This window comes from Hugenholtzia roseola DSM 9546, assembly GCF_000422585.1.
Classification (GTDB): Bacteria; Bacteroidota; Bacteroidia; order Cytophagales; family Bernardetiaceae; genus Hugenholtzia; species Hugenholtzia roseola.
In genome coordinates, this window is sequence record NZ_AUGI01000035.1 from 61,720 (window position 1) to 84,411 (window position 22,692).

Annotated in this window: 18 protein-coding genes; 7 read left to right on the plus strand and 11 right to left on the minus strand. The window is 43.3% G+C overall.

What is annotated here, in order from left to right; genetic code table 11:
• Positions 1-320 precede the first annotated feature (320 nt).
• From G500_RS0102955 to G500_RS0102965, 3 genes are all read left to right on the plus strand, one after another.
• Positions 321-1,196 (plus strand): DUF3822 family protein, encoded by an 876-nt coding sequence (locus G500_RS0102955; protein WP_161626065.1) that lies wholly within the window; start codon positions 321-323, stop codon positions 1,194-1,196.
• A gap of 157 nt (positions 1,197-1,353) precedes the next feature.
• Positions 1,354-2,490 (plus strand): efflux RND transporter periplasmic adaptor subunit, encoded by a 1,137-nt coding sequence (locus G500_RS0102960; protein ID WP_154656991.1) that lies wholly within the window; start codon positions 1,354-1,356, stop codon positions 2,488-2,490.
• Positions 2,491-2,492: 2 nt separating this feature from the next.
• Positions 2,493-3,737 (plus strand): ABC transporter permease, encoded by a 1,245-nt coding sequence (locus G500_RS0102965; protein ID WP_342664593.1) that lies wholly within the window; start codon positions 2,493-2,495, stop codon positions 3,735-3,737.
• Between the two features lie 24 nt (positions 3,738-3,761).
• Here the strand turns inward: G500_RS0102965 and G500_RS0102970 are convergent, their stop codons facing one another.
• The 8 genes from G500_RS0102970 to G500_RS0103015 all read right to left on the minus strand — a co-directional run bounded on the left by G500_RS0102970 (position 3,762) and on the right by G500_RS0103015 (position 13,372).
• Positions 3,762-4,382: a WbqC family protein gene (locus G500_RS0102970; protein WP_027001511.1), complete on the minus strand. Its 621-nt coding sequence runs from the start codon at positions 4,380-4,382 to the stop codon at positions 3,762-3,764.
• 43 nt (positions 4,383-4,425) lie between these two features.
• Entirely contained in the window at positions 4,426-4,773 is a 348-nt protein-coding gene (panD, locus tag G500_RS0102975; RefSeq protein ID WP_027001512.1) for an aspartate 1-decarboxylase, read from the minus strand.
• Positions 4,774-4,865: 92 nt separating this feature from the next.
• Positions 4,866-5,711 carry a pantoate--beta-alanine ligase gene (gene panC / locus G500_RS0102980; RefSeq protein WP_027001513.1) on the minus strand — a complete coding sequence of 282 codons (846 nt, stop codon included), beginning with the start codon at positions 5,709-5,711 and terminating at the stop codon, positions 4,866-4,868.
• Positions 5,712-5,890: 179 nt separating this feature from the next.
• On the minus strand, positions 5,891-6,754 hold the full coding sequence (locus tag G500_RS0102985; protein ID WP_161626066.1) for a PASTA domain-containing protein: 864 nt from the start codon (positions 6,752-6,754) through the stop codon (positions 5,891-5,893).
• Positions 6,755-6,902: 148 nt separating this feature from the next.
• On the minus strand, positions 6,903-9,239 hold the full coding sequence (pbpC, locus tag G500_RS0102990; RefSeq protein WP_027001515.1) for a penicillin-binding protein 1C: 2,337 nt from the start codon (positions 9,237-9,239) through the stop codon (positions 6,903-6,905).
• A 446-nt stretch (positions 9,240-9,685) separates the two neighbouring features.
• The gene (locus G500_RS26150) at positions 9,686-9,976 is read right to left on the minus strand and encodes a hypothetical protein (RefSeq protein ID WP_035756133.1); all 291 of its coding nucleotides are present in this window, start codon (positions 9,974-9,976) and stop codon (positions 9,686-9,688) included.
• A 247-nt stretch (positions 9,977-10,223) separates the two neighbouring features.
• Positions 10,224-12,389, minus strand: a complete 2,166-nt coding sequence (locus tag G500_RS24765; RefSeq protein ID WP_051203238.1) for a KGGVGR-motif variant AAA ATPase — start codon at positions 12,387-12,389, stop codon at positions 10,224-10,226.
• A 5-nt stretch (positions 12,390-12,394) separates the two neighbouring features.
• Positions 12,395-13,372, minus strand: a complete 978-nt coding sequence (locus G500_RS0103015) for a V-type ATP synthase subunit I domain-containing protein (RefSeq protein WP_027001516.1) — start codon at positions 13,370-13,372, stop codon at positions 12,395-12,397.
• Between the two features lie 172 nt (positions 13,373-13,544).
• Between G500_RS0103015 and G500_RS0103020 the strand changes: the two genes are divergently transcribed.
• From G500_RS0103020 to G500_RS0103035, 4 genes are all read left to right on the plus strand, one after another.
• Positions 13,545-14,822, plus strand: a complete 1,278-nt coding sequence (locus tag G500_RS0103020; protein WP_035756136.1) for a THUMP-like domain-containing protein — start codon at positions 13,545-13,547, stop codon at positions 14,820-14,822.
• Positions 14,823-14,946: 124 nt separating this feature from the next.
• Positions 14,947-15,822, plus strand: a complete 876-nt coding sequence (locus tag G500_RS0103025) for a bifunctional 5,10-methylenetetrahydrofolate dehydrogenase/5,10-methenyltetrahydrofolate cyclohydrolase (protein ID WP_027001518.1) — start codon at positions 14,947-14,949, stop codon at positions 15,820-15,822.
• A gap of 61 nt (positions 15,823-15,883) precedes the next feature.
• Complete coding sequence (locus tag G500_RS0103030) at positions 15,884-16,858, plus strand: glycosyltransferase family 2 protein (RefSeq protein WP_027001519.1); 975 nt, start codon at positions 15,884-15,886, stop codon at positions 16,856-16,858.
• Between the two features lie 97 nt (positions 16,859-16,955).
• Complete coding sequence (locus tag G500_RS0103035) at positions 16,956-17,945, plus strand: ribonucleoside-diphosphate reductase small subunit (protein WP_027001520.1); 990 nt, start codon at positions 16,956-16,958, stop codon at positions 17,943-17,945.
• A 180-nt stretch (positions 17,946-18,125) separates the two neighbouring features.
• Here the strand turns inward: G500_RS0103035 and glmS are convergent, their stop codons facing one another.
• From glmS to G500_RS0103055, 3 genes are all read right to left on the minus strand, one after another.
• The gene (glmS, locus tag G500_RS0103040) at positions 18,126-19,967 is read right to left on the minus strand and encodes a glutamine--fructose-6-phosphate transaminase (isomerizing) (protein ID WP_027001521.1); all 1,842 of its coding nucleotides are present in this window, start codon (positions 19,965-19,967) and stop codon (positions 18,126-18,128) included.
• Positions 19,968-20,097: 130 nt separating this feature from the next.
• The gene (locus tag G500_RS0103045; protein ID WP_027001522.1) at positions 20,098-21,573 is read right to left on the minus strand and encodes a DUF4270 family protein; all 1,476 of its coding nucleotides are present in this window, start codon (positions 21,571-21,573) and stop codon (positions 20,098-20,100) included.
• A gap of 165 nt (positions 21,574-21,738) precedes the next feature.
• Positions 21,739-22,566: a glycogen/starch synthase gene (locus G500_RS0103055; protein WP_027001523.1), complete on the minus strand. Its 828-nt coding sequence runs from the start codon at positions 22,564-22,566 to the stop codon at positions 21,739-21,741.
• Between the last annotated feature and the right edge of the window lie 126 nt (positions 22,567-22,692).

The window sequence follows — 22,692 nt, forward strand, 5'->3', positions numbered from 1 at the left end:
TGCGAAAAAAATGATTTGGTTTTCGAACCCTCCCCTTTGGGGGGAGGGTAGGGCGGGGGTGCATTTCTTTTGAAATTGCCTTTTCAAAAAATTGTAAAGTAGCCGCCTAACGAATCAAACACAAAAATCTCATTTTTAGGCTGAATATCCAAATTTGGAGCGCAAAAAAACGGCTTCGCCCCCGTTTTGGCAAAATCTTAGCACACAGGGCAGATAAAAAGATAGTGTTTTTGCTTTTTTTAGGTAAAAGTTCTATTTTTGTCAGGATAGATATTTTCGCTTCCACTTTTTGTACTGCCTGCCCTTTATTACCACTTGTCATGCCCACGCCCTCTATTTTTACCAACGACCTTTCTTTGCGCGACGAAACGATAGATTTGAGTCAAATCGGACGCTACAAGATGTGCCTGCTTATCACGCCCGAAGAGTTTTGTGTAGCTGCCTTCGATACGCGCACCGACCGCTGCGTTGCCTTCGAGCGGTATGAAGCCCAAAGTCGGCTATACAGTTTGGCGGAAGTGGTAGAGCCGATGAGTCAGATTTTGAGCCAGCATGCTTTTTGGAAAGTAGGCTATTGGCAAAAAATCACCTGCATGATACACGATTCGCCCTTTACCTTCGTACCCGAATCGTACTTTGAAGCCGAGCAAGCGATTGCTTATTTGCGTCTGAATGGCACGCCGAATCTGAAAACTTCCTACGTGCAATACACCGAGCATAACAATAGCCAAACGACTTGCCTTTTCACCATTCCCAAAGAGATTTCCGATTGGATAGAACTTGCCTATCCGCATACGAGCATTTCCTACGTGCATGGGCTTTCCGCCTTTTTAGAAGGCATTTTCCTACAAGACCCCACAAGAGAACAGATGCACGTGCTTATCTATCCCAAAAAAATGGCGATAGCCCTGATGGAAGAACAAGAATTGCTTTTTATCAACGAGTATAGCTACAATACACCCAACGAACTACTCTATTTCATTTTGGCAGTAGCGCAGGAATATGAAATAGAAAATCCTACCCTTTTGCTTTATGGCAACAAAGCCCGCATGCCTGAAATTGCGGATTTGCTCAAAATGTATATCAGCGAGGTAGAATGGGGCAAGCGTCCGCAGGGTATCTTTTTTGGTCAGAATTTTAATAAAATCGCCCAAGAGGAATATTTCGAGCTATTTAGCTGCTATTATGTGTCTTGATTGGGTATCGTCTAATTCATTTTTTGAGAAGAAGACCGCAGCGCAAAAAAAATCGTCTAAAAACTAAGCGTCGTCATTGTTTTGGCGTTTTGAAAGTGCGATTATTGTGTTTTCGTATGGTCGTTTTTGCTTTCTCTTTCCAATCTTTTTAAAACTTATGAAAAATTTATGGCAAAAAGGCAAATGGTGGCTGCTTGCCCTGCCTTTGTTGGCGACTGCCCTTTTTTTCTACTTTCGCCAAAAGAAAAGCCAACTGCCTTTGTATCAGGTAGAACGCAAAACCTTAGTGGAATCGGTCTATGCCTCCGCTACCCTGCTCCCCCAGACCGAGTACAAGGTCTTTGCTAATGCAGATGGCACACTCTTGCAAAAAAGAGCCAGCGAAGGTGCGCCCGTCAGAGCCGACGAGGTACTCTTTCTTATCGATAAGACCGACCCCAGTTTGCGCCTCAATACGGCACGCCAAGCCTACCTTTTGGCAAAGGAAAACTACGGCAAAGAGTCGCCACTTTTAGCGGAAATGCGTCTTGCCCTTGCTAATGCCAAAATCCAACTCGAAAACGACTCTATCAATTGGTTGCGTTTCCAAAATCTTTGGGCGCAAAAAGCGACCAGTCAGGTAGAATACGACCGCAGCCGCACTTTGTACCAAAATTCGCAAAACAATTACGCCCTACAAAAGAGCCGTTTAGCCAAATTAGAAAACGATTTGAAGTTTAATTTGGAAAACTCCCAAAATCAGATGCAACTAAGCCAAAAACAACTCGAAGACTATGCCGTCAGAAGTTTTATAGAAGGGGTAGTATTAGAAACCTACAAAGAAGAAGGCGAAAGTGTGAGGCGTGGTGAAGTATTGGCACTTTTAGCCGACCCCAAAAGGGTCTATCTGCGTTTGGAAGTAGATGAGCTGGACATCGAAAGGGTAAAAATAGGGCAGCCCATATTGGTAAAATTAGATGTCTATAAAGATACACTTTTCAAAGCGAAAGTTTCTAAAATTTATTACCGCCTCAATAAACAAAATCAATCCTTTCGCGTAGATGCCGAATTTGAGGGCGAAGTCCCCAATCGCTTTTCAGGGCTTACCGCCGAAGCTAATATTTTGATACAAGAGAAAAAAGACGCGCTGGTAGTTCCCAAAACCTACCTTTTAGGCAAAGATAGCCTGCTTGTTTGGGATAAGGAAAGCCAAAGTACGCAAGCCAAACGCATAGAAAAGGGCATCGAAAACTTCGAGTGGGTAGAAATTTTGAGCGGCATTGAAGAAAAACAAACCCTTTTAAAACCCCAATAGAGATGCAGGTCTTGATAGAAATTGCGCAAACGCAGATGCTTTCGCGCTACAAACAGACGCTCATTGCCACTTTGGGCGTAACCTTTGGTATCGGTATGTTTATCGTGATGGTCAGTTTTATGACAGGGGTAAATGTGCTTTTAGAAGAAACCATGCTCGCCGCCACACCGCATATCCGCATCTACAACGATATTCAGGTGCAAAAAACAACCCTTGTCCATCAGGCGCAACCCGAAGCCCTGCACGTAGTACATCATATCAAACCCAAAAAAGAGCGCAAGAACTTGAAAAACGGCTTGGCGATGGCTGATTTTATCGCGACCCAAAGTCAGGTTTTGGGCGTTTCGCCGCAAGTAGCGACGCAGGTATTCTATAATTTTGGTACAATTCAGTTGGTAGGCTCGGTAGTGGGTGTAGATATTTTCAAAGAAGATGCCCTTTTCGACCTCAAAAGCAAGATGCAACAAGGCAGCATCGAGCGGCTTCTCACCGCCCATGACGCTATCCTGATGGGGGCAGGTTTGGCAAATAAGCTCAACTTGCAGGCAGGAGATAAAGTTACGATTTCCACACCCGATGGCACGCTCAAAACGCTGCAAGTAGTCGGAATTTTTAAATATGGTATCGGCGCAATAGACGACATGCGAAGCTATGCCAACCTCAATACGGTGCAAAAGCTACTCAAAGAAGATAGCCGCTACATCACCGATATTCACATCAAACTCAAAGACTACTATCAAGCAAGGCAGCTTGCCGAAAGTTTCCAAAAGCAGTTTGCCTACAAAGTTGAAGACTGGGAAACCGCCAACGCCTCTATTTTGGTGAGCTTCACGCTGCGAAATATCATCACCTATGCCGTTTCTATCACCCTTTTGGTAGTGGCAGGCTTTGGCATCTACAACATTCTAAACATGACCATCTACGAAAAGATGCGCGAAATTGCAATCTTGAAAGCCACAGGTTTTTCGGGTCTTGATGTGATGAAGATTTTTATGATTCAAGCCTTTGTAATCGGATTTTTAGGGGCTGTGGGCGGCTTGCTCATAGGATTTTTGCTCTCGCTCTGGGTTTCTACCATTCCTTTTGATAGCGGCGGCTTTTTAGCCGTAGATACTTTCCCCGTCAATTTCGACCCCAATTATTACCTTATCGGAATTGTTTTTGGCTTGCTCACGACGCTTTTGGCAGGTTATTTCCCTTCGCGCAAAGCCGCACAAATAGACCCTGTGGATATTTTGAGAGGGTAAGACCCATTTTGTACCATAAACACACTACGAAAAGCGATTGAAAACGGTATCTATCAGGCTTAAATTTGGCACAAATTCGGCACTAAAAGCCTGAAAATAAGGCTCTTGTAAAAAAATAGGAGGCTGATTCGGCACAATCTTATTGCGCCAATCGCTTACCTTTTGTGTAGGTGTGGAAAGTTGTAGAGCCGCTTGGGGACTGTAATATTGGTCGGTTAGGCGTATCTTGGCTTTCCATTTGAACAGTTTTTGAAGGGTCTTTAAAAGGGCTTCATTCCACTCAAAGAGCGTTTTGTAGTGTTGGCTTTGATAAAAAGGCTCGAAATGGTCGCGCAAATAGAGAAAATAAGGCGTTTTGCCATACGCCGACTGCAAACTGCGCCAATGCAATTTCTGCCACTGCTGCTGATAGGCAATTTCTACCTCGGTGATAGGCTTGCGCTGACTGCCCTTTTGTACAGGCACAATCAGGGACAAAACCCCATTTGCACCCTGAATTTGGGCGCGATTGCGGTACGTTTGCTTTACAAAATGCTCGTGAATATCTATCCATACCTCGTCGTGCCGCTCAAAAAGGCAGCCGTAATCATAACAAGGGAGATAGTGCAGTTCCACAAGTGCAATTTCTGTGGGCAAAGAGGGCATAAGGCTTTTTTGGGTAGGATACAAAAATCAAACAGACCGCCATTTAGACAATACGGTTGTGTTCATCTACAAAGACAATGCATGGCTCGAAGGTCTTGGCAGCTTCAAATTCCATCTGGGCATAGGAAATAATGATAATGACATCGCCTACCTGCACTTTTCGCGCCGCCGCCCCATTGAGGCAGATGACACCACTGCCGCGCTCGCCCCTGATGACGTAGGTTTCCAAACGCTCACCATTGTTATTATTTACGATTTGTACTTTTTCGTTGGCAATCAGATTCGCCGCTTCCATCAAGTCCTCGTCTATGGTAATGCTGCCGACGTAATTGAGTTCGGCTTGTGTAACTCTGGCTCTGTGTATCTTTGATTTGAAAACTTCAATCCACATAGTAAAAAGGCTTTTTTTTGACAAAATAAAAAACAAAGGCAGGATAAAGAAAACGACATTTGAGAACAGAAGAACAGACACAAAACAGACCGTCAGACAATTAAATTATCTATCAATCGGATTCCGCCCAAATGCACAGCCACACAGATAGCGGCTTTCTGACTATGACTCTCGTCCCATTTTTGCACAGGTGCAAGGTCTTGTAAAGACACCAATTCTACATATTCTACCTGAAAACGTTTGTACTTCTGTAAATACTCTTGTACTACTTCTATGGCTTTTTGTACTTTTTTCTCTGTTTTGAGCATCTTTGCACCCAAGACTAAGGCTTCGTAAATTTTGGGCGCAAGCATGCGGCTTTCCTCATCTAAGCGCAAATTGCGTGAGGACATTGCCAAGCCGTCTTCTTCGCGCACCGTAGGGCAACATTCGAGGGCAACGGGAAAGCTCAAATCTTCTACCAGTCGGGAAATGATAACAAATTGTTGTAGGTCTTTTTGTCCGAAATAGGCTTTGGTAGGCATGACCCAATGGAAGAGTTTGCTCACAATCAGGGCTACACCGCTAAAATGCCCCTTGCGAAATTTGCCTTCCATAGCGTTTTCTAAGGCAGGAAAATGCACTTGGGTATGCACGATATTGGGATAGATTTCGGCTTTGTCGGGTGCAAAAAGTGCCTGGCAGCCTTCTTTTTCCAAAAGGGCAATATCAGCCTCCAACATTTGTGGGTACTTGGCTAAGTCTTCGGCTTTATCGAATTGGAGCGGATTGACAAAGATGCTCGCCATTACTACCTGATTTTCAAGACGTGCTTTTTCAATTAGCGAAAGGTGTCCTGCATGCAAAGCCCCCATAGTAGGGACAAAACCAAGTTTTGTGTCGGGCGCAAGTGTCTTCCTGTATTGGCGCAATTCGGCAAGGTTGCGTAAAATCTTCATGGGCAAATTCTGGAATGGGGCAAAACGAAAAGGAGAGAATATAGTGGGCGCAAAGGTCGGAATTTTTAGCGAAAAGACAAGCCTGCACCAAAGGCGCGGAAAAGGTAGGATAAAGAGTTGTTTTACAGTGCTATTTTTTAGGATTATTTTTCGGGATTACTTTTTAATTTTTGTCAGAATTATTCTGTTTCGGCTTCGGGGTTGTAACGCTCTGCAATCGTAATCTCTACGACTTCATCGACGACAATCGCCCTACCCGAAGGGATACTCTGATTAAGCACCTGCCCTGCCTTTTGCGGGTCGTCCGACTTGATGTACCGCTCCTCTACCTTCAAGCCCATGCCCACGAGTTGGGCAATCGCCACTTCGCTATCCTTTCCTACTACGTTAGGCATAGAGAGTTCGTTGTCGCCCATGCCATGTGAAACATAGAGTACCAATTTTGAGCCTTGTGGCAAACGGTAGCCCTTATCCAACTTTTCTTTCGTGATTTCTTCGCCCTGAAATTCTATCGCCAAGACGGTATTTTTTATCATATCGGCTTTGTAGCGAATTTCGCCTATCAAAAGTTTATTGCCTTGCAAAATAATGCGTGCCGTTTCCAAACTCGCTCCCAAAAGGCGACTGGGCAGTAGCACGTCAGGCGCGTTTTCAGCATTAACGGTCAGGTAGATTTTGCGGCTTTTCTTGACCAAAGTCCCCTTAGCAGGGTTTTGTTTTAAGATGGTAAAAGGGCGCGGTTCGCCTCGCTTATTAGGCGGCTCGTAGGTAGTGTCGGCAATTTCGAAGCGCAGGTCGCGTGTTTCCAAAAACTTCTCTAATTCAGAAATGTGCATGCCACGCAAATCAGGCACGCGCACCGTTTCGCCATGGTTGGTAAGATTGGGCAAATAGCCATTGAAAAAAGTGTAGAGAAACAAAAAAAACAGACTCCCCATAAGGGCAAGATGTATCAGAATCGTAGAGTAATGATTGCGTGTAAGGTAGTAGCGAACCTGTTGCCAAAGTTGAGCAAGTTGGGCGGCTCTTTCAGGACTAAGCATGGGCAAAATGGGAATAAAATCCGAAAAAAGAAGGCAGGAAGGGGAAAGGCAGGTAAGTGTAGAATTGCCAAAAAAGGCAGGCAGCACCATTCAAATCGAAGGACAAAGATAAAAAAGTTCTAAGCAACTATACAATCCGACTCACATTTTATTCCACTGTGATAAAAATATGACTACTTCGCCCCTTGTCGTCGCTGCACGAAACTTTGATGCGCCCCTTCAAATTCTTGAAAAAGAGTTGCTTTTGAGGCGAAGTGCGCCCATAAAAGGCATCATTCAAATACCAGTCTATCGTCTTGACATCGGCATCTGTACGCGCTACCAAAGGAATTTCGGAAAGCGAATCGAGCAGTAGATACGTCTTTTCGGGCGAAGGAAGCAAAATGCGCGGCGCACTGCCTGCCCGATTTCCCAAATAAGGGCAATCAGGATTATGAGCGGGAGGCTTGACAAAAAATATCTGACGACTTTCTTTGAAGTGTGCCAATTCTGCCCCTAAGTTGGGATAATAAGCCGTTTTATAGCCTTTTTCGGGTAGGCACTGGTTACAAAAACTCTTCTCTTCGTTTTCCGACACAAAAACGGCTTTCAAATGATTGCACCTATCACTTTGCGAAATGGTAGGAATGTAATAATCTTCTATCAAATAAGTACAAAAATGGCTTGGCACTTTTCCCGTTTCGCTGCAAACCAAACGCTTTTTGAGTCCTTCGGGAGTTTCTAACTCCTCTTTTTGGGGTGCGTAATCGATGGTCGTAAATATTTTGAACAGCAAGGGCGTAGCCATGCCTGCCCCTGTGAGTGCTGCCACACCCTCACCCGAAAAATTGCCTACCCAAACGCCGATAGTGTAGTGGGCATTAAAACCGATACACCACGCATCTCTGCGCCCATAAGAAGTGCCTGTCTTCCACGCAATTTTGGGTACGTTCTTGCTATTTTGATAGTCCGAAGGCAGGTCAGGACGCTGCACTTGGGTCAGAATTTCGCTCACCATGTAGGCGGCTTGGGGCGAAAGCAAATTATTTTGCTGCCCCTTGTATTGGGTTTGGGCAAGGGTATAATGCGGCTTTTCCCAAGTACCACCATTGGCAAAGGCTGCAAAAAGCCCTGTTAGCTCTTCGAGCGTAACCCCGCAGCCGCCCAAAGCTAAGGAAAGCCCTAATTTGAGTTTGTCTTTCGCAATTTGGGTAAAGCCGCTTTCTATCAAACTATTCGAAAGGGTATGCACGCCAAGCTGATTCAGGGTTTCTACCGCAGGCAGATTGAGCGAATATGCCAACGCCGTTTCTACACTTACTTCGCCTTGAAAATTCCTATCAAAATTTTCGGGTGCATAGCCGTCGAAATCCATCGGCACGTCCAGAATTTTAGACTTAGGCGTGAGCAAGCCCTTATCAAATGCCAGCCCGTAGATAAGCGGTTTGAGCGTGCTACCGGGTGAGCGTACCGCCTGCACACCATCTACCTCACCTGCATTTTTTTTGTCTTGAAAATCTGCCGAACCTACATAAGCGACTACTTCGCGCGTGCGGTTGTCGATGACCAAAACGGCAGCATGGTGAATCCCCAAACTTTTATTTTTTTGGATATAACTGCTCAAATTGCGCTCTATGCGCATCTGAAAGTTGGCGTTTAGGGTGCTATAAATTTCGTCTTGGTCGGAAAAAGCCCTTTGTAGGCGAATGGAAAAATGAGGGGCAGCGCGAGGTAATTGGCGCGGCAGGATTTGCAGCGGCTCTTTCAAAGCGTCGGCAAGGTCGGTGGTAGGGAAAATTTCCTTTTGGGTAAAAATCTCTATCCAACGGTTGCGCTCCTGCACCAAAAGGCTCTGATTTTTCTGACCCAACGCCAAACTATTCGGGCGATTGGGTACTATCGTCAGCAGGGTAGTCTGTGCCAAGCTAAGTTGGTTTGGCTCTGTGCCAAAATAAATGAGGGAGGCAGCACGCACGCCCTCGATGTTGCTACCATAAGGTACAAGATTGAGGTAGCGTTCTAAAATTTCGTCCTTGCTATAATTTTTTTCTAATTGCAAGGCTCTAAAAAGTTCTACCAATTTGTTTAGATACGTCCGCTTTTTAGGCTCTGCCAAACGCGCCACCTGCATAGTAATTGTAGAAGCTCCCGAAGTGCGCTTATGCGTCTGCACATTGCGCAGCATGGCTCTGCCGATTGCCAAAGGGTTGAAGCCGATATGATAGTAAAAATATTGGTCTTCTTTTTCTATTATGGCTTTTTTTAGTTGCGGACTTATTTGAGAAAGTTTTGTATGAAAACGCCATTTTTCGTCTTGGCTCAAAAAAGCGTGCAGAATCTTGCCCTCCCTATCATAAATAATTTTGGCATAAGAAGGCGAAACATAAAAAGGAAAAATCGCATCAAGCACAAAAAAGAGGCATACCGATAGCAGCAAGCCCACCAAAAAGAAGCGGCTAAGGGCTTTGAAGCCAAACCAAGAACGAAAGCGGCTTTTTTCAGTCATTTTTTAGGAGGTTAAAAAATATAAAAAGCACTGTCTAATCAAACAAAGGCGTGGTTGCAAAGAGAAAAGCCTTGTTTTTTCAAATTTGATACGAAGTAAAATTTGGACTTAAACCCTAAGGGTCTTGAAGACCCTTAGGGTTTGGGGCATAGGACAAGTCAATGCCTTGCCCCTACATTTGACTCTGATTTTTAGAACTTAACACCACTACCCTATAGGGCGGGGCTTTTATTTCGATACCATTTTTTTGCATAAATGCAAAAAAATGATTTGGTTTTCGAACCCTCCCCTATGGGGGGAGGGCAGGGTGGGGGTTCAGAAGCTTTGCGCGAAGCGTTGTAACAACGCCCCAATAAAACAAGCGAAGCATCAAAAAAACCTTCCCTTGTGTTTTGAAGACAACACGGCGAGAAGGTTTTTTTGTAAGATAGAAAAGAGAAGCGTCATTAGTTTTCACTCTTAGCAGCAAAGCTGGCTTTGATAGCCTCGATATCTACATTTTTGATGTCGGGCTTGGCGTTGAGGCGTTTGATTTGCGCCTGACGCAATTTCGCCGTAATACGGCGGCGGCGTATCTTACGCTCCATTTTTACGATTCCCATATCCGTAAGCGTTTGATTTTCGGTGATGCAAAGCAAGCCCCCATACTCTTGTTTGGAAACAAAGGGGCTTTTTGAAAGAACGGCAAAAATACGCTTTTTTTTGAAAACAGCGAAATCAAAACGAAAAATAAGCAAAATTTAACCCCAACGCACCTTTTTAACGCACCGCAACAAAAACCGTAGGCGAGGCTGTTAGCCGTCGGCGAGGTTTGTAGTTTTAAATGTAGCGCGAAGCTCCAGCTTCGCACGTCTGCAACCGTCGGCGAGGTTTTGTAGTTTAAACCTAATAGATTTGATTTGTGCTAAAACCTTTAAATCATTTTCGGCAAAAAACACACAACTACACGAACCCTTTGAAGATTCATAAAGCCAAAAGAGCCTATTATTCTAAGGAGGCTATCTGATTTTCTACCCATTGCAGGTTGTTTTGAAAACCATTTTTAGGAAAATCTCTTACTAATTCTTGATAAAGTTTTTGACCTTGCAAATAATACTTTTTGGCATTGGCAATATCCTTTAATTTTTCTTGTGTCTGACCTAAGCCGAGATAAGATGCCGCCAGTAAATTTTTAAACTCAACATTATTAGGAAAATCTTGATGAAGTTCTTTTCCTAATTGATTGTATTTTTCAAAAAATTGTAACGCTTCATTTAAGTTACCTAACGAAGATTTTGTGATTCCTAAAAATTGATAAGACAAAGCCAATCCATTTTTAAAGCCTACGTTGGAAGGATAGGAGGCAGAAAGTTCTTTGAATAAAGTATTTGTTTGCAAATAAATTTCTAAGGCTTTTTCTAAATTACCCAAAGAAGTATATACGCCCCCAAGTTGTCCATAAGAATTAGCCAATCCATTTTTAAAGCCTACGTTGGAAGGATAGGAGTCAGAAAGTTCTTTTGATAATTGATACTGTTTTTCAAAAAACTCTAAAGCCCGTTCTAAATTACCCAAACTCGCCTGCGTAGAGCCTAATCTTTCGTAGGAAATCGCCAGTCCGTTTTTAAAGCCCACATTGGAAGGATAGGAGGCAGAAAGTTCTTTTGATAATTGATACCGTTTTTCAAAAAACTGTAAAGCCTGCTCTAAATTACCCAAACTCGCCTGCGTTTCGCCTAATTTGGAGTAGGAAGTCGCCAGTCCGTTTTTATAATCTACATTGGAAGGATAGGATTCATAGAGTTCTTTTGATAATTCCATATCTTTTTCAAAAAACTCTAACGCCTGCCCTAAGTTACCCAAACTCGCCTGCGTTTCCCCTAATTTTTCGTAGGAAATCGCCAATCCATTTTTAAAATTCGCGTTGGAAGGATAGGCTTCATAAAGTTCTTTCATCAAATTATTGCACTTTTCAAAAAACTGTAAAGCCTGCTCTAAATTGCCAAAACTACTTTCTATATCCCCCAAACGCTGATAAAATAAACCTTCATGATACTTGTCGTCTTCTTTTTGTGCCATAAGTAAGCCTTTTTCTGCCGTTTCTTTGGCTTTTTGCAGATTGCCCATTTCCACATAAATATCCAAAATATCTATATAATGCGTAACGGTTTGGTTTTCACTAAGCCACCTTTCGAGGAGTTCTTGGCTGATTTCGCCATAAAAATCAAGATGGGGTGCTTGATTGAGGCGGTCTATGTAGTTGGCTATGTTTTCATAGTTTTTAGCCAAAGAAAGTTCATTTTTAGGGCGAGCCTCTCGGTCGAATAGGAGATTTTCGCCCAAAGCTACTTTTCGGTTGTAGAGTAGGGCAGTTTGTGGCACATACAAATCTCTGAATACCTGCGTTTTAAAGGCTTTCAACTTATCGTCTAAAAGCACCTCACAGACAAATCCAAAATCTGTTTCGAAGTCTTCTATCCACTTTTCGTAGTTTTCGGCGGAGTTATCTATCCTACTCAAAATAGGCAAAATAAAAGGTTTTCGATTTCCTTCCTTCAAATAAGGGTGTTCAGAAATTGCTTTTGCAATTTTAAGGCTTCCCTCAAAATTTTGGTAGGTAGGCGCAATTACAATAACATTGACATCAGGCAGAAGGATATTACAAAGTCCCGAATAGTCAGCAATTCCTGTGCGACTATCAATAAAAACATAATCGTATTTAAACTCTTTCAGTTTTGTTTTCAAAAAATCAATAAAAACATTTCCGTCGCGCATTTCTGTAAATTCTTTCCAATCAAAATCATTTATTTTTTGATTAAAGCCTTCTTGGGAATAGTTGGCACAAGGAATCAAATCGACTTTTCCTTGTCCGTTTTTAGAAACAATTAAATCTTTGACAATATTTTGTTCTGTAAAAAATGGCAATTCCTCTTTTTGCAGTTTTGAGCCTCTGTGTGCCAAAGACATATATTTTTCGAGAATTTCTATCAACCCCTCTTGTGCGATGTCTGTATTTTTTTTGCCGAAATAGTAATGCAATCCAGGTGCTTCTAAGTCCCATTCGAGCATCAATATTTTTTTATGCTTATAAAAACACAAATAGCTTGCAGCATTGACCAGAAGTTGAGTTCTGCCTACACCACCTTTATAGGAATAGAATGATACAAACATATTGACTAAAATTTAAAAGTATTTTTTTTGACTTGTTGATTACCGTTCTCTATTTCCGTTCCTATTTCCAAACGCAGGAGAGCAATGTTGCTCAAAGTCCTGAAAAAGAGGTCTTTGGTGGAGATGGGGAAAATAAAATGCAAATATTTTTCCTTGTAGTCTAAAAAACAAGTGCGCAAATTTCCAAAAACTTCCTCAACCTGCCTGCGAATATACGCAAATAGTTCGAAAGAAACCGACTGACACAATAAAACTAAGCACGCCCCAATTTTGTCATTATTAAATTTTTGGGCAATAAATAGGTTTTCTTCGCTTAAAGCAAAAGGGTCGACTACCAAAACGATTTTGTCCAAATTTTTAAGAAAAGTCGCCTTTTCTTCTTCTTCTATGGGATTTTTTGCCAAAAAACGCTCGCGCACCTCAAACTCTACTTTGGTTTTATATTCAGCAATCAATTCGTCGATGTCGCCTTCTTCTTCAAAAGGTTTCCACTTTGTACAATCCGTTTGGTCGTAACGATTGAAAGGAAATTGTGCCAAAAGTTTTTCGCTGCAAAGAATTTCGTTTTTCGTTGTAGAAATTACCCACAAATAAAAAGGGTGCGTCTTAGGTTTTTGAGAATAGTAATTGTAATAATTATCTCCAATCTGCACATTTTTTGCATTTATCACACTATTATTCACTACATTTTTGCAATCTTGAAGAAAAGAGTGATAGACTTTGATAAATTCTTCTTTGTTTTGCTCTTCCAAATCCATAAACGCCAATTTTTTGAGGCGTTCTAAGTTAGGCAAATTGATGGTTTCGGCTTGGCTTTGCGCTAAAAGATTTTGTAGATTCTCAATTTGAACTTCGAGTTCTTCTATTCGTTTTTTCAAATCAAATTTGAAGGGCGCGTAGGCTGTGATAGCTTTTTCACTTCGATAGTATTCGAGCCTTTCCAAGAGGCTATTGAGAATTTTTTGAGTTTGTTCTTTGCTCATAAAATAGACGCATTTTTGTTTTATTTAATTTTATTTAAACCTATTAGGTTTTCCAAACCAAATAGGCTTGCCTTGACCTTGCCAACACCTAAAACTACCCAAAAAAATCTTCTCTTGCAAATACTTTTATTACTTTTGCAAGCCTTTAAGTACCTAAAAGTCCAAATTGCTGATGAACCAAGCCCTACTCCACCCCGACGTACAAGCCTTTATCCGCCAACAGGAAGGGGCAGACCTGTATCGCTTGGCACTTCAAAAGGTAGCCTTTGAAGGCGTGAGAACAGAAGAAATTTTGAATCAGATTCAATTTTTAAAAAAGATAAAAAGCAAAGTTCCCTACTTTTATGCGCAATACCACAAAGGGAAAGCCCTTGTTTTTCCGCCTTTGCTTTCCTATGAGCAAGCCTCCTCGCAAACAAGCGCGGAATGGAAAGCCGAAATTTTGGCGCAGCAGCTACCTACCAACGGCACTTTTGCCGACCTAACAGGCGGCTTTGGGGTAGATTGTTTTTTTATAGGCAGCAAAGCAGGCGAAGTTTTTTATGTAGAACAAAATCCGCTTTTGGCGCAAATCGTGGCGCACAATTTTGCCCTCTTGGGCTTAGAAGCGCGATTTTTTCCCCTCGAAGCCGAAACTTTTTTGAAACAATGCCTTTCAGAAAATAAAATACTTGATGCCGTTTTGATAGACCCTGCCCGCCGCGATTCTGCCCAAAAGAAGGTCTTTTTATTGGCTGATACGCGCCCCGACGTAGTCGCGCTTTTGCCACTTTTAGCCCAAAGTGCCAAGCAAATTCTACTCAAAACTTCGCCTATGTTGGATATAAAGGCGGCTCTTGCAGAGTTGGAAAGAAAAGGTTTTTGGGTAGAAAAAGTATGGGTAGTTTCGGTAGAAAATGAATGTAAAGAACTTCTTTTTTTATTACAAAATGAAAGGTATTTTAATCCGCCCATCACTACCCAAAATTTGCCCTCGATAGAAGCCGTAGATTTTGTAAAAAATGGCGATTCGGCTCTGATAAAAAAAACGTTTTGCTTTTCTTTTTGGGAAGAAGAAAACGCATCTGCCTCTTATTCGCTACCCCAAAAATACCTCTACGAGCCTTCTTCGGCACTTTTAAAGGCTGGTGCTTTTAAAGTGTCTGCCCTGCGTTTGGGCTTATCTAAATTGCACGCGCATAGCCATTTATACACAGGGGCGCGTTTTGAGCCTACTTTTCAGGGGCGCATTTTCGAAATTCAGCACCTTAGCAAATTAGACAAAAAAGAAATTTCGCTTTTGATACCCGAAAAAAAAGCCAATATTTTGGTGCGCAATTTCCCCCTCACGCCTGCCGAAATTGCGAAAAAATTGGGCTTCCAACAAGGAGGCAAAGCGTTTCTTATCGCCACGACGCAAAAGGAGAACAAACCTATTTTGATAGTGGCTACCAAAATAAACCAATTCTAAAAATAGAGAGGCGTGAATTGTGGGGCGAAAGTTTGCCTTGTAGTAGTCGATAATGGCTAAAAAGTCCTACCTTTGCAGTCGAAAACTTCGCTCGCTTTCGTTTTTCCTTCCTACTCACAATTTTATGAAACTCATCGACGGCAAACTTGTTTCTGCACAAATCAAGGCTCAAATTGCACAAGAAGTTGCGATTTTAAAAAAAGAAGGCAAAAAAACACCACACTTAGCCGCTATTTTGGTAGGCGATGATGGCGCAAGCCAGACCTATGTAGCCAGCAAGGTGCGTTTTTGCCAAGAAGTAGGCTACGATTCCACTTTGATTCAGAAACCTGCCGACCTTAGTGAAGCCGAACTTTTGGCGTTGGTAGAAAGCCTAAACCACAATGCCGAAATCGATGGTTTTATTGTGCAGTTGCCTTTGCCTGCCCATATTTCTGCCGAAAAAGTGCTTTTGGCAATAGACCCCAAAAAAGATGTAGATGGCTTTCACCCCGAAAATGTAGGGCGCATGCTTTTAGGGCTGCCTTGCTACCTGCCTGCTACGCCTTTGGGTATCCTCAAACTTTTGGAATACTACCAAATTCCGACGGCAGGCAGACATTGTGTCGTAGTAGGACGTAGCCACATTGTAGGCTCACCCATGAGCGTACTGATGGCGCGAAATGCCCCTATCGGAAACGCAACCGTAACGCTTACGCACAGCCGCACAGCAGATTTAGCCGCCATTACACGCCAAGCCGATATTTTGATTGCTGCCTTAGGCAAGCCCGAATTTATTACGGCAGAGATGGTAAAAGAAGGCGCAGTGGTGATAGATGTAGGCACAACGCGCGTAGCTGATGCGAGCAAAAAATCGGGTTTTAGTTTGAAAGGAGATGTAAAATTTGACGAAGTTGCGCCTAAATGTAGCTACATCTCACCCGTACCGGGGGGCGTAGGCTTACTCACCGTTACGGCTTTGATGCTCAATACCTTACAAGCCGTTACTAACCGATTCTAAGCCCCTTCCAAAAGTTGTTTTTTCGTTCAATCCTACTTGTTTTCATCAAACTGCCCTTCCCATGTCTGCTCCTTGTTTAGATATTTCTATCGTTGTTCCGCTTCTAAATGAAGCCGAATCGCTACCCGAACTGCACGATTGGATTGTGCGCGTCATGGAAGAAGGAAAATATAGTTATGAAATTATCTTTGTCAATGACGGTAGTACCGACGACTCATGGGAAATCATAGAAGCCTTAGTTGCTCGCAATGCCGCCGTTCGCGGTATCTGCTTTACGCGCAATTACGGCAAATCTGCCGCCTTAGATGCAGGCTTTGAAGCGACCCAAGGGCGTGTCGTCATTACCATGGACGCAGACTTGCAAGATAGCCCCGACGAAATTCCCGACCTATATCGCTTGATAGAAGAAGAGAAATACGACCTTATTTCGGGTTGGAAAAAAAAGCGGCACGACCCCCTAACCAAAACGCTACCCACCAAACTTTTCAATGCCGTAACACGCGCCTTTTCAGGGATTTATTTGCACGATTTTAATTGCGGTTTGAAAGCCTACCGTTGGAAAGTGGTAAAGAGTTTGCAGCTTTATGGTGAAATGCACCGTTATATCCCTGTTTTGGCAAAATGGAACGGCTACAAAAAAATTGGCGAAAAAGTAGTGCAGCATCGCGCACGCAAATACGGCACTACCAAATTTGGCATCGAGCGTTTTATCAATGGTTTTTTAGACCTGCTTTCCGTAACTTTCATTACGCGCTTTCGCAAAAAACCCATGCACTTTTTTGGCATCTTGGGCTTGCTCTCCTTTATGAGCGGTTTGGGTATCGCCTTTTGGCTCTCTTTGGAAAAATTTATGGGTTGGCACACGCGCGAAGTAGTAGAACAACCCCTGTTTTTTTGGGGCTTAGTCGCGCTCATTACAGGCGTACAGCTCTTTTTGGCAGGCTTTTTAGCCGAACTCTCTGTCATGCAAACGCAAAAGCAAGACTATCTCATTGAAAAAACAATAGGCAACTCCTCAAATTCTACTGCACAATAGTTGCATTTTTATTCCTTATAGGAAAACATTTGCCTGCCACAAAATCTTATTTCAAAACGAAGCTCACCCTAAAAAAGGGCTAATCCCTACTTTGCTTATGACCAAAAATCCGACTACCGAACCTCTATTAACCGACAATCCGAATCGCTTTGTGCTATTCCCTATTCAGCATAGCGACATTTGGGAACTCTACAAAAAAGCCGAAGCCTCCTTTTGGACAGCAGAGGAAATCGACCTTAGCACCGACCTGCGCGATTGGGCAGAAAAGCTCACCGACGACGAAAAGCACTTTATTTCGCACGTCTTAGCCTTCTTTGCAGCGTCAGACGGTATCGTCAATGAAAACTTAGCCGTCAATTTCCTAAGAGAAGTGCAGTACCCAGAGGCGAAGTGCTTTTACGGCTTCCAAATTATGGCGGAAAATATCCACAGTGAAACTTATTCTTTGCTTATTGATACTTTAATTAAAGACCCAAACCAAAAAAGCAAGCTCTTAAACGCCTTAGAAACGATACCCTGCGTACAAAAGAAAGGCGAATGGGCGTTGCGTTGGATTGAAAGCGATAACTTTGCCGAGCGGCTTATAGCCTTTGCCGCAGTAGAAGGTATCTTTTTTAGCGGCTCTTTCTGCTCTATCTTTTGGCTCAAAAAGCGCGGCTTAATGGCAGGATTAGCCTTTTCAAATGAACTTATTAGCCGCGACGAAGGCTTGCATTGCGACTTCGCTTGCTTGCTTTACAATCGGTATGTACAAAACAAGCTACCAAAGGAGCGCATTGTAGAAATCATTTCTGAAGCCGTCAAGATTGAAAAGGAATTTGTAACAGACGCTTTGCCTGTGGCTCTTATCGGAATGAACGCGGATTTAATGCAAGAGTACATCGAGTTTGTTGCGGATAGGCTTTTGGGCGAGTTAGGCATACCGAAGTTATACGGTGCTTCAAATCCGTTCCCTTTTATGGAAATGATTAGCTTACAGGGTAAAACCAACTTCTTTGAAAAGCGCGTAGCCGAGTATCAAAAGGCAGGCGTTACGACAAAGCAAGACCCCGAAAAGTCAAGGTTTAGCTTAGATGAGGATTTTTAGAAAAACAAGATTTGGGGATAGGGAACGACCTTATCCCCTCCATTTTTTACGACTCTAATGGCAGCCGACTTTAATTTTATATTTTAAAGCGTTTTTACAACGATAAAAGTCCCAAATACACCTTTCTGAAAAAAAAGAGAACAAACACCTCACAAGGAAATGTTTGTTCTGTTTTTTACTTTATTCCACCGTAACCGACTTTGCCAAATTTCGCGGCTGGTCTACATCACAGCCACGCAAAATGGCGACATGGTACGCCAAAAGTTGGAGCGGCACAACGGCTAAAAGCGGAATGAGGGCTTCATGCGTCTGTGGAATTTCGATGACATAATCCACCATTTCGGGAATCAGGACATCGCCTTCTGTTACGACGGCAATGACTTTGCCGCGTCGTGCCTTCACTTCTTTGATGTTGGAAATGATTTTATCGTAAGAGCTATCACGTGTGGCAATGACAACGACAGGCATTTCTTCGTCTATGAGCGCAATGGGACCATGCTTCATTTCGGCGGCAGGATACCCTTCGGCATGAATGTAGGAAATTTCTTTGAGTTTGAGTGCGCCCTCCAAAGCGACAGGAAAATTATAGCCACGCCCCAAGTAGAGGAAATTTCGCGCGTCCTTAAAAATTTTAGCTATCTCCAAAACCGAATCATTGAGGCGCAAACTTTTATTTACTTTTTGTGGGATATTTTCAAGCTCATGCAGCAAAAAAGAAAACTGCTCTTTGGTGAGCGTTTGGCGGTGCTGCGCCAACATCAATGCCAACATGGTCAAGACCGTAACCTGTGCGGTAAAGGCTTTGGTGCTGGCAACCCCAATTTCGGGACCTGCATGGATATACGCGCCCTCGTCAGTGGCACGCGCAATCGAAGAGCCTACTACATTGCAGATGCCATAAATAATTGCGCCTCTGCTTTTAGCCAACTCTATCGCCGCTAAGGTATCCGCCGTTTCGCCCGACTGCGAAATGGCAATGACGACATCACCCTTTTCGATAATCGGATTGCGATACCTAAATTCAGACGCATATTCCACCTCCACAGGGATTCGCGCCAATTCCTCAATCAAATATTCAGCGACAAGCCCTGCATGCCAAGATGTGCCACAGGCTACAATGACAATGCGCTTGGCATTGGTTAGATGCGGTAAGTAGTGGTGAATCCCGCCCAAACGGACGTAATTATCTTTGGCGATAAGCCTACCTCGCATGGCATCGGCAATAGAATTAGGCTGCTCATAGATTTCTTTGAGCATAAAATAATCGTAGCCCCCCTTCTCGATGGATTCCAACGCCATGTCCAGCGTTTGGATATAGGGCGTAGTTTCTACATTTTGTAGGTTTTTGATATGAAGCCCCGATTCGCCTAAGATGGCAATTTCGTTGTCGTTTAGATACACTACATTTTTGGTGTGTTCTATGATAGGCGTTGCGTCGGAGGCGATAAAATATTCGCCTGCCTCTGTTCCAATGCCAATCACGAGCGGACTGCCTTTGCGAGCTGCCAATAATTGACGCGGCTCCTCTTCCGAAATGACAATAATCGCATACGCGCCCACAATTTTGGTCAGTGCCAAGCGTAGGGCTTTTTCCAAGCTACACTGCTCATTTTGCCTGATTTCTTCTATAAAATGAACCAAGACCTCTGTATCGGTTTCGCTTTGAAACTGATAGCCTTTTTTGAGCAATTCGGTCTTGATGGCGGCGTAGTTTTCTATGATGCCATTGTGAATCAAGGCGATTTTCTGATTGTAAGACGCATGCGGATGCGCATTGACATCATTGGGTTCGCCATGTGTAGCCCAGCGGGTGTGTCCGATACCGACCGAACCTGTGTTGTCCTTTTGCGCTATAAAATGTTCTAATTCTGAAACTTTGCCCTTTTTCTTGTAAATGTTCAGATGCCCATTGAGCAGAGCGACCCCTGCACTATCATAGCCGCGATATTCCAAGCGGTGCAAGCCTTTGATGATGATAGGATAGGCTTGTTGTTTTCCAATATATCCGACAATTCCACACATAGCGAAGCAATAAGAGAAAGAGAAATAAAAAAGAGAAGAAGCGGTTTTGTGAAAAAGGGTAGCTTTTTCATACCCAAATCATACCCAAAAACCTGCATTTTTGTACGAAAACCGCCCAAAGAAGTTGATGTTAGGGAGCTATCGTATAATAAACCTTCAAACGCAAGCGATTTTGCGCCCGTTTGTTATCGCCAAAGATAACAGAATGAAGCGAATAGGTATTACCCGAAGGGAATAAAATGAGTCCGCTATTGGGAATTTCACCATCTATAACGCGCTGAATGTAGGCGGTAAGTTGAATCGTGCTATAAGCCCGTCCGCCCGAAAGGTAATTGAAAGCTAAGGGTTGGCTCGAATTGGTTTCCGACATAAGCGCAAGGGGCTGCCCCGTAACGGCACTAAATTCGAAGAGTTCGTCGCTACTACCAGCATTGCCGTAATAAAGGTACAGAAAAGGCGGTGCAGAGCGCACATTGCCCAAATAATCGGGAATGGGGTCTAAGGCAAGTTCGGCGCGGTTTATCATCACTTTCTGGTCGCGCCCAAAAGAGGTAAGGTGAGGAAAACGCAAGCGCGTCAGAATCCCCGTTCCTGCTTGTATCATGCCAATGTTGTCGGTGCTTTGGGTAGGAATAGAAGCGGCAGCACTCAAATTTTGTAAATAGGCACTGCGGCTCAAATCGGAGCTAAAATTGCAGAAGTGCGCCCCAAAATTGGCTATCCTGCGCACGCGCGGAATGGTATCGGAAGAGGCTAAGTGGTAATAAACGCCCAAAAAGCTCAAAATATTGCGAGCGTCGAAGGAAACAATGCTATTAGAAGTTTCTTCGTCTGAACGGATAGAAACGCCTTTGAAATATTCTACAAACTTTTCCTGATTGGTAAGTTCCTCTGCGCCCCCCTTCGAAAAGAGTTCGTTGGCAAAAGCCTCTGTCATGCGGAAATTAAGGACGTTGTTAGAGTCTAAATCGTCGGGGAAGGTGGCATAACCAATGGGCTGAATTTCGGTTTGCAGGGCATCAAATTGATAAAAGGTGCTGTCAGGTGAAAGCGTTTCTAAGTTGCGATACACTGCCAAACGGTGTGGCGTTGTCCTATCGCCCTGCACCGAACTAACATAGAGGCGCAATAGCACCGAATCGAGCAAATAGGGTTCGCCTGCTGTTTCAAACTCGATGTCGTTTTCGTGAATAATCATACGAGCATAACTTTTGGCTTCGTACTTGCCAAAATATTCGTTTTCCATCTGCCCCACTACCAAAAAGGGAGCCGTAGAAGTGCTGGCACTGGTCGTATTGATGCTATCTACCTTTACAATGTCGCTCACTATCGTGATGGTATCGGTATAGACGGTATTGATAAGGTCGGAGGGGTCTTCTAATTCAAGCCCCAAACTATCGGGGTCTTGACAGGCTGTAAATAGGCTCATTGCCGCAAGAAAAAGAGCCGCCCAAGCGAAAGGAAAAAAAACGCGCGTAAATTTCATAGGTAAAATTTCAACTAAAATGCAAACAAGAAAGCGATAAGAAAGTACAACGAGGCTACACAAAAGGTCGGTACTACCATTCAAGACGCAAAAATACACTAATTTGCTGCTTTTTATCATACAAAGCCCAATTTTACGCCTTTTTTAGAGAAGCAAAAGGCATAAAAAAAGCGAAGCTGGGCTTCGCTTTTGGGGTAGTTACCAAAGTAGATGGCAAAGGTGCATAGTCAAATTTGTAGGGGAAATCTTTTTCCCTACTCATTCAGACCCTTTTTTTAGCGTCTTTTAGACCATTTTGGCTTCGCCTACCAATTCTTGATAGAGTTGGTGGTAAAAATCGCAAATAGACTCCTCTTCACTATTTGCACTCAATACCTTGTCTTGGGCAATGCTTTGCAACGCATTGTCCAAATCTTGTGAAGGCTGTGCCTTGACGACGAAGTCTGCCAAACTTGCGCCCACTCCTACAAATCCTGCGGGGGTAGGATTGGCGATAAGCGGCTCTGCTAAGTTTTGGTCTAAATCGTCCCACGCCAATTTGTCTAAGAGTGTGGTCTTGTCGAAGGTCTGTGCAAAAAGGTTGTCGTAGGCAGTATAGATGATTTTGGTTTCTTTGAAGATGGGGTGATTTTTGTAGGAACTGCGCAAATACATCGGCACTGCCCCTGCAAACCAGTCATGACAATGCACAATATCGGGCGACCAGCCTAATTTTTTTACCGTTTCCAATGCGCCCTTGCAGAAAAAGATGGCACGCTCGTCGTTGTCTTCAAAAGGCTGCTCGGCATCATCTGTAAAGAGGCGTTTGCGTTGGTAATAATCCTCGTTATCAATAAAATAGACCTGCATCTTGGCTTGTGGAATAGACGCAACTTTGATTATCAGCGGTTTTTCTTCCTCGCCAATCGAGATATTGATACCCGAGAGCCGAACCACCTCATGCAAGCGATTCTTTCGCTCATTGATGACTCCAAAACGAGGAACAATGATTCGGATTTCCAACCCTTTATTTTGCATACCTTCGGGCAGCGGACGCAAATGTTCACCGACACCGCACATATCCAAAAAGGGGGTAATTTCGCTTGCTATGTAAAGAACACGTAGGTTGCTCATATTTTTTTCTTTTGGGTTGCCAAAAACAAATAACCCTGCAAAGTTACAAAAAATTTTCGAGATTTCAATTTTTTAATCCGAATTGTGTTGTAATATTGCAGTCTAATTCTGATTTTGCCCGTATTG